We start from the raw sequence: 6,663 nt of genomic DNA, 5'->3' as shown, positions 1-6,663 counted from the left end.
CCCCCGGGGCAGCCGGATCGGCGTACGTCAGCCGACGACGGCGTTCAGCACACCCTGCTGGATCAGGAACGCCACCACGATCGCGAAGAGCGTGGCGCCCTCGACGAGCGCCGCAAGAATCAGCGCGGCCGTCTGGATGTTCCCGGCGATCTCCGGCTGGCGGGCCATGCCCTCCATGGCGCGGGCGCCGATCAGGCCGATGCCGAGCCCGGCGCCGATCACCGCGAGACCGGCGCCGATGGCGGCACCGAGAAGACCGTTGTTCAGGAACGCGTTCGCGACTTCCACAGCCTGCATGGCGAGCATGCATCCCTCCTGGGATCTATGATAAACCGTTCGGGCACCGCTCCGCGCGGCTCTCGGCCGCGGACGCTACCAGGCGGATCCCGCCACGCGTCCTCCCCGGGCGCCCATCCCCCGGGTACTGTACGACGGAGGAGGAGCACGCCTCCGCCGACGCGGCCATTCGGGGCGGCCGCGCGAGCCCACGGCGACCTCAGTGGTGCGCGTGCTGCATCAGCCCGATGAACACGCTGCTGAGCAGCGTGAAGATGTACGCCTGGAGGAACGAGACGAAGATCTCCAGGAACGTGATCGCCACCCCCATGAGGATCGGCGCCACCAGGACGTAGTAGCTCCCGAACACGAAGATCAGGGAGATGATCGCCAGGAGCACGATGTGCCCCGCAGTCATGTTCGCCATGAGGCGGACCGCCAGCGCGAACGGCTTGGTCAGCTTCCCCACGATCTCCACCGGGGTCATGATGACCAGCATCAGGACGCGCATGGGGAGGGCGAGATCCTTGTTCCAGTAGACGACCGTCCCCAGGTAGCCGGCGCCCTGCGCCCGCATCCCGCCCCCCTCGATGACGAAGAAGGTGAGGATCGCAAGCGCCGCGGTGACCGAGATGTTGGCCGTGGCGGTGGACCCCCAGGGGACCAGCCCCAGCAGGTTGGCGAAGAGGATGAAGAAGAAGAGGGTGAGCAGGAACGGGGCGAACTTCTCCCCACCGTGCCCGATGTTCCTCATCACCACCTCGTTGCGGATGTAGAGGACGAATGCCTCCACCAGGTTGTGCCGCCTCCCCGCCGTCCGGCCGGACTGCGCGCGCCCGGCGAGCGCCGCCGCGGGGAGGAGGAAGAGGAGCGTCAGCAGCCCCGCGATCCCCAGAAAGAGGACGTGCTTGGTGGGGGTCATGTCGATGGGCCCCACCTGCCAGGAGTGCTCCTCGGGGAAGTGGACGACCCCGAAGGGGGTCTCCCACTCGCGGCTGTCGAGGATGTGGTGCATGAAGTCCACCCCCTCGCCGTGCCCCTCCTCGCCCGCGACGTGCTGGGCGGCGGCCTCCACCTGCGGCTGCGCGGGCTGGACGGCGGGCCCCTCGTGCCCCGGGCCGGTCTGCTGGAACGCGCCCGCCAGGGCGAGCATGAGTGCGAAGCTAGCGATCATCGAAGCTCTTCCGTGTGTCAGCCGCAAGAAAGACCGGCTCCAGCAGGGTGGTCGCGAACAGCACGCTCACCAGCGTGAAGAGGGTGGGCGCCCCCGGGAGCCCCGCGAGCGGGAGGACCACCAGCGCGACCACCGCCACCAGCGCGAACCGCCCCAGCATCCCCAGCCCGAAGCCCAGCATCTGCCGCCCGGGGAGGAGCACCAGCAGCGCCCAGTAGCTGAGCAGCTGGAAGGCGCCGCCGATCGCCGCCCCCGCTACCACCCCGGTCCGCGCCTCCGGCCCGGCCATGCCGGTCCCCGCCAGCGCCACCAGCACCGAGACGACCACCACCAGCAGCGTGAAGACGGCGGGCTTCGTCACCGCCGCTCCTCCCGGTCCCGGTCCCGCCGGGCCCCGCTCCCGCCCAGCTTCCGGACGATGGAGTAGAGCGCGGCCCCGAAGCCCACGAACACCCCCAGCATCAGCAGCCAGGGGGAGGTGCCCAGCTTCTCGTCCAGCCACCGCCCCGCGTACAGGAAGACGAGGATGGAGAGGGCGAACTGGAGTCCGACCCCCATGTACTCCGCAGCCCCGGGGATGGGGGGCCGCTCCTTCTCGTCTCGCCGCGGTTCCAGGGCCATGCGTCGTCGGGTTTTCCACTCCCTCGGGCTGGTCAGACCGGCAATATAGGCGCTTGTGAAATTTTTCGCAAGCTCCCGAAAACGGCGCGGAACGGGGTGCGCTTGACGCTCCCGAACCCCGGCTCCTATCTTGCGATCCGGGCAGATCCGGAGTCCGTGGAGCCGTGCCCCGGAGCGCGCGGGACCCCCTGCTCCGCCCCTCACGAAGAAGCGATGATGCCGCACACCGCCACCCGTCTCTTCCTCGTTCTGGCCGTAGCCCTGGTCTCGGCCTGCGCCGCCGGCGCCCTGGGCGGGGGCGGCTCCGGCGCCCTGGTCTCGTCGCTGCAGGTGGAGACCTTCCCCGACAGCGTCCGGCTCTCGCTGCAGGTCACCAACGCGGGCTCCCAGCCGGTCACGCTCGACTTCCCCAGCGGGCAGTCGTTCGACTTCCTGGTCACCCGCGGCGGAGCGGAGGTGTGGCGCTGGTCCTCGGACCGGATGTTCACCCAGGCGCTCCGCACCGAGACGCTCGCCCCGGGCGAGACGCGCGCCTTCGACGCGGCGTGGCAGCCCCCCGCGGGGACCAGCGGCGAGTTCGTGGCGCGCGGCTTCCTCACCGCGCGCGGCCACGCGGCGGAGCAGCAGGCGCGCTTCCGTCTCCCCTGAGCCGCCGCCCGAATCCTCGTGGACACCGGCCCCTTGCGACGCATCCCGTTCGCCGCGCCCACCCGGCGTGGCGCGGCCGCGCGCGCGCCGCATCCGGGAGCCGCGTCGTGAGCGGAGGGGTGCGGCGCCTGCTGGAGCTTCTCCGCGGAGAGCCCCCGCGCGACGAGCGCGCGGGGAGCGACCCGCTCGACATGGCGCCGGCCGAGCTGGAGGAGCGCGAGCGGCAGATGATCGAGCGGGTGCTCCGGCTGGGGAGCACCCGCGCCTGGGACGTGATGACGCCGCGGGTGGATGTGCTGGCGTGGCCCGCCCGGATGACGCTGGCGGAGCTGGCGCCGCAGCTCTCCTCGGTCCGCTACTCGCGGATCCCCGTGTTCCGGGAGCGGATCGACGACGTGGTGGGGGTGCTCTACACGCGCGAGGCGTACGAGGCGCTCGTCGCCGGCCAGCGCGACGTGTCGCTGGGAGAGCTGGCGCGGGAGCCCTTCTTCGTCCCCGGAAGCGTCACCCTCCTCAAGCTGCTCGGCGACTTCCAGCAGCGCCGCATCCACATGGGGGTGGTGATCGACGAGTACGGCGGAACGGACGGGCTGGTGACGCTGGAGGACATCCTGGAGGAGCTGGTCGGGGAGATCGTGGACGAGACGGACCTGGAGGAGCAGCCCATCGTCCGGGTGTCCCGCAACGAGGTCCTGGCCGAGGGCTACGCGGACCTCCGGGAGATCAACCACTTCTTCAACACCACCTTCCCGCAGCTGGAGCACCGCTCCGTGAACGGCTACCTGCTGGAGGAGCTGGGATACGTCCCCCGCCCCGGCGCGGAGTTCGAGCGGGAGGGGGTGCGGATCCGGGTGGAGGACGCCTCGGACACGCAGGTGCTCCGGGTGCGGCTGACGCGCCCCCACCTGGAGGAGGAGCAGCCCGCGGCAGCCCCCCCGGACGCGGGGAGCGGCGGGGACCCGGGGCGCCGTGGGTGACTTCCCCACCGCGGCCGACGTGCTGGCCGCCGCGCGCCGGGTGGAGGGGAGGGTGCGGCGGACGCCGCTGGAGCCCAGCCCCTGGCTAGGCGGGCACGTCGGCACCGAGGTGCACCTGAAGCTGGAGAACCTGCAGCGCACCGGGGCGTTCAAGCTGCGTGGGGCCGTCAACGCGCTCGCCGCGCTCGCTCCGGAGGCGCGGGCCCGCGGGGTGGTGACCGCCTCCGCCGGGAACCACGGGATGGGGGTGGCGTGGGCCGCGCGCGCCCTGGGGGTCCCGGCGCACGTGTTCGTCCCGGACACCGCCGCGGCCACCAAGCGGCGGCGCATCGCCCGCTTCGGCGCGGCGCTGCGCGAGGTCCCCGGCGGATACGACGAGGCGCACCACGCGGCGGAGGAGCACGCGCGCGAGACGGGGCTCCCCTTCGTGAACGCCTTCAGCGACTTCCAGGTGGTCGCCGGGCAGGGGACGGTGGGGCTGGAGGTGCTGCAGGAGCTTCCGGGGGCGCGGACGCTGGTGGTCCCGGCAGGGGGCGGAGGGCTGATCGGCGGGATCGGCGTCGTCGCGCGGGCGCTCGGGGCGAGCGTCCGTGTCGTCGGGGTGCAGACGGATGCGACCAGCGCCCTCCACGACTCCCTCGCCGCGGGCGAGCTGCGCTCCCCGCCCGTGGTGCCCACGCTCTGCGAGGGGCTCTCCGGGGACATCGACGCGCGCAGCCTGGAACTGGCCAGGCGGGTGGTGGACGAGGTGGTGCTGGTGAGCGAGGACGCGGTCCGCCGCGCCATCCGCCACCTCTACCTGGAGGAGGGGATCGTGGCGGAAGCGTCCGCGGCGGTCTCCGTCGCCGCGCTCCTGGAGGGCGCGGTCCCGGGGCTCCGGGGCCCCGTGGTCGCCGTGCTGAGCGGCGGCAACATCGACGCGGCGCTCCTGGCCGCGATCCTGTCGGAGTAGCACAACCGGAAGCGAGGTCCTTCGGCACATGGCGACCATCCTCCCCTTCCGCGGCATCTGGCCGCGCATCCACCCCACGGCGTTCGTCGCCCCCACGGCCGTGGTGATCGGCAACGTGACGGTCGGGGAGGAGGCGAGCATCTGGTTCGGCGCCGTCCTGCGCGGCGACGAGCCGGAGCACGAGATCTCCGTGGGCGCGCGCACCAGCATCCAGGACAACTGCGTGATCCACGTGAGCAGGCGCGGCCCCACCGTGATCGGCCCCGAGGTGACGGTGGGGCACGGGGCCATCATGGAGAGCTGTACCGTTGGCCGGGGGGCGCTGATCGGGATGAACGCCGTGATCCTGCAGGGCGCCACGGTGGGCGAGCAGGCGCTGGTGGCCGCCGGCGCGGTGGTCCCGGACGGCGGCGAGGTCCCCGCGCGGCACCTGGCGGCCGGTACCCCCGCACGGGTGAAGAAGGAGCTGGAGGGCGCGTCGCTGGACTGGGTGCAGCACAGCGCCGGCCACTACGTGGAGCTGTCCCGCGACTATCTCGCCCAGGGCGTCGGCCGGGCGGAGTCCGCAGGGGCCGGGAAGTGATGGAGGAACCGCACTCCAGGCTCCCCCTCCCCACGGTTGGAGCGGCGGAGGGATGATCGCGAGGAGCAGGTCGCCGGAGGTGCTGGTGGTGGGCGGCGGGGTCATCGGGTGCGCGGTGGCGCGCCACCTGGCGCTCGGGGGCGCCCGCGTGCGCGTGCTGGAGCGGGCGGAGCCCGGCGCGGAGGCGTCCTGGGCGGCGGCGGGAATGCTGGCGCCGCTGGCGGAGGCGGACGGACCGGGCCCCTTCCTGGACCTGCTCCTTCGGGGTCGCGAGGAGTTTCCGGCCTTTGCCGCCGCGCTCCGCGAGGAGACCGGGATCGACGTGGGGTACTCGGACGCCGGGACGCTGTCGCTCGCCCTGACGGACGCGGACGAGCGGGCGCTCGAGCGCCGGCACGCCTGGCAGTCCGCGGCGGGGCTCGGGACGGAGCGGCTGACCCCGGAGGAGGCCCGGGAGCTGGAGCCCGGGATCACCCCGGAGACGCGCTGGGCGCTCCGCTTCCTCGGCGACCACCAGGTGGAGAGCCGGGAGCTCGCCCGCGCGCTCTACGTGGCCGCGACGCGGGCAGGCGCCGACGTGCGCACCGAGGCCGCGGTCGACCGGCTGGCGTGGTCCGGAGACCGGCTGGCCGGGGTGGAGCTGGCCGACGGGGATCTCGTGGAGGCGGACGCGGTGGTGCTGGCGGCGGGGTGCTGGGCGGGGCGCCTGGGGGGACTTCCGCGCGCGCTTCCGGTCCTCCCGGTGCATGGGCAGATCGCCGCGGTGGCGGTCCTCCCGCAGCGCTTCCGGCACTGCGTCGAGACACCGCGCTGCTACCTCGTCCCCCGCGCGGACGGGCGCCTGATCGCCGGGGCGACCGTCGAGCGCGGCGTCTGGCGCAAGGCGGTCACCCCCGCCGGCCTCTGCTCCCTCCTGGCCGGGGCCACCGAGATCGCGCCCTGGGTCGGCGACCTCCCCATCGTGGAGACGTGGTCCGGCCTCCGCCCCGGCACCCCGGACGACCTCCCGGTGCTGGGGCCCGATCCCGAGGTACCCAACCTCTTCTACGCCACCGGGCACTTCCGCAACGGCATCCTGCTGGCGCCGCTGACCGGAGAGCTGATCGGGGAGATGGTGCTGGCGGGGGACTGCGGGGTCGATCTGGAGCCGTTCGGGATCGGACGGTTCTGAGGCCCGGCCCCCACCCGGCTCGCTCGAGGCTCGCAACACTTTGCCCCCTATATCCCCCAATTCTGGGGGAGGGCTTTTTGTCAGGTCGGCATCGGAGCGAGTCGGCAGAGCCCCCTCCCCCGGCCCCTCCCCCGCAAGCGGGAGAGGGGAGCACTTCAACTGCCGTGCGGCACCTCGCGGAGAGGGGCGCAGGGTGGGGGTGGGGGTGGTCGGAGGAAGAAGTGGATGTCTGAGCGAAGCGAGTTCACTTCTTCCGGAGAC

The 6,663-nt window shown here is 73.0% G+C and carries 9 protein-coding genes; 5 read left to right on the top strand and 4 right to left on the bottom strand.

Going from position 1 to position 6,663, the window contains the following annotated elements:
- Positions 1-27 precede the first annotated feature (27 nt).
- The 4 genes from atpE to VGR37_06130 all read right to left on the bottom strand — a co-directional run bounded on the left by atpE (position 28) and on the right by VGR37_06130 (position 2,071).
- Positions 28-306, bottom strand: a complete 279-nt coding sequence (atpE, locus tag VGR37_06145) for an ATP synthase F0 subunit C (GenBank protein HEV2146961.1) — start codon at positions 304-306, stop codon at positions 28-30.
- Between the two features lie 190 nt (positions 307-496).
- Positions 497-1,450: a F0F1 ATP synthase subunit A gene (gene atpB / locus VGR37_06140; GenBank protein ID HEV2146960.1), complete on the bottom strand. Its 954-nt coding sequence runs from the start codon at positions 1,448-1,450 to the stop codon at positions 497-499.
- A complete protein-coding gene (locus VGR37_06135; GenBank protein HEV2146959.1) occupies positions 1,440-1,811 on the bottom strand; it encodes a hypothetical protein in 372 nt (123 codons plus the stop codon). Before VGR37_06135 ends, atpB begins: the two co-directional genes overlap by 11 nt.
- Entirely contained in the window at positions 1,808-2,071 is a 264-nt protein-coding gene (locus VGR37_06130) for an AtpZ/AtpI family protein (GenBank protein HEV2146958.1), read from the bottom strand. The genes VGR37_06135 and VGR37_06130 overlap by 4 nt, the downstream gene beginning before the upstream one ends.
- A gap of 213 nt (positions 2,072-2,284) precedes the next feature.
- On the opposite strand from VGR37_06130, the gene VGR37_06125 reads away from it, so the two are divergent.
- From VGR37_06125 to thiO, 5 genes are all read left to right on the top strand, one after another.
- Positions 2,285-2,719 (top strand): BsuPI-related putative proteinase inhibitor, encoded by a 435-nt coding sequence (locus tag VGR37_06125; protein HEV2146957.1) that lies wholly within the window; start codon positions 2,285-2,287, stop codon positions 2,717-2,719.
- A gap of 107 nt (positions 2,720-2,826) precedes the next feature.
- The gene (locus tag VGR37_06120) at positions 2,827-3,696 is read left to right on the top strand and encodes a hemolysin family protein (protein ID HEV2146956.1); all 870 of its coding nucleotides are present in this window, start codon (positions 2,827-2,829) and stop codon (positions 3,694-3,696) included.
- Positions 3,689-4,648 carry a pyridoxal-phosphate dependent enzyme gene (locus tag VGR37_06115; protein ID HEV2146955.1) on the top strand — a complete coding sequence of 320 codons (960 nt, stop codon included), beginning with the start codon at positions 3,689-3,691 and terminating at the stop codon, positions 4,646-4,648. The genes VGR37_06120 and VGR37_06115 overlap by 8 nt, the downstream gene beginning before the upstream one ends.
- A 28-nt stretch (positions 4,649-4,676) precedes the next feature.
- A complete protein-coding gene (locus tag VGR37_06110; protein HEV2146954.1) occupies positions 4,677-5,231 on the top strand; it encodes a gamma carbonic anhydrase family protein in 555 nt (184 codons plus the stop codon).
- 52 nt (positions 5,232-5,283) lie between these two features.
- Positions 5,284-6,402 (top strand): glycine oxidase ThiO, encoded by a 1,119-nt coding sequence (gene thiO, locus VGR37_06105; GenBank protein HEV2146953.1) that lies wholly within the window; start codon positions 5,284-5,286, stop codon positions 6,400-6,402.
- The last annotated feature ends 261 nt before the right edge of the window (positions 6,403-6,663 follow it).

The organism is Longimicrobiaceae bacterium, assembly GCA_035936415.1.
Taxonomy (GTDB): domain Bacteria; phylum Gemmatimonadota; class Gemmatimonadetes; order Longimicrobiales; family Longimicrobiaceae; genus JAFAYN01.
Note: the sequence above shows the minus strand (reverse complement) of the source record. Positions and strands in the feature narration are given on the sequence as shown.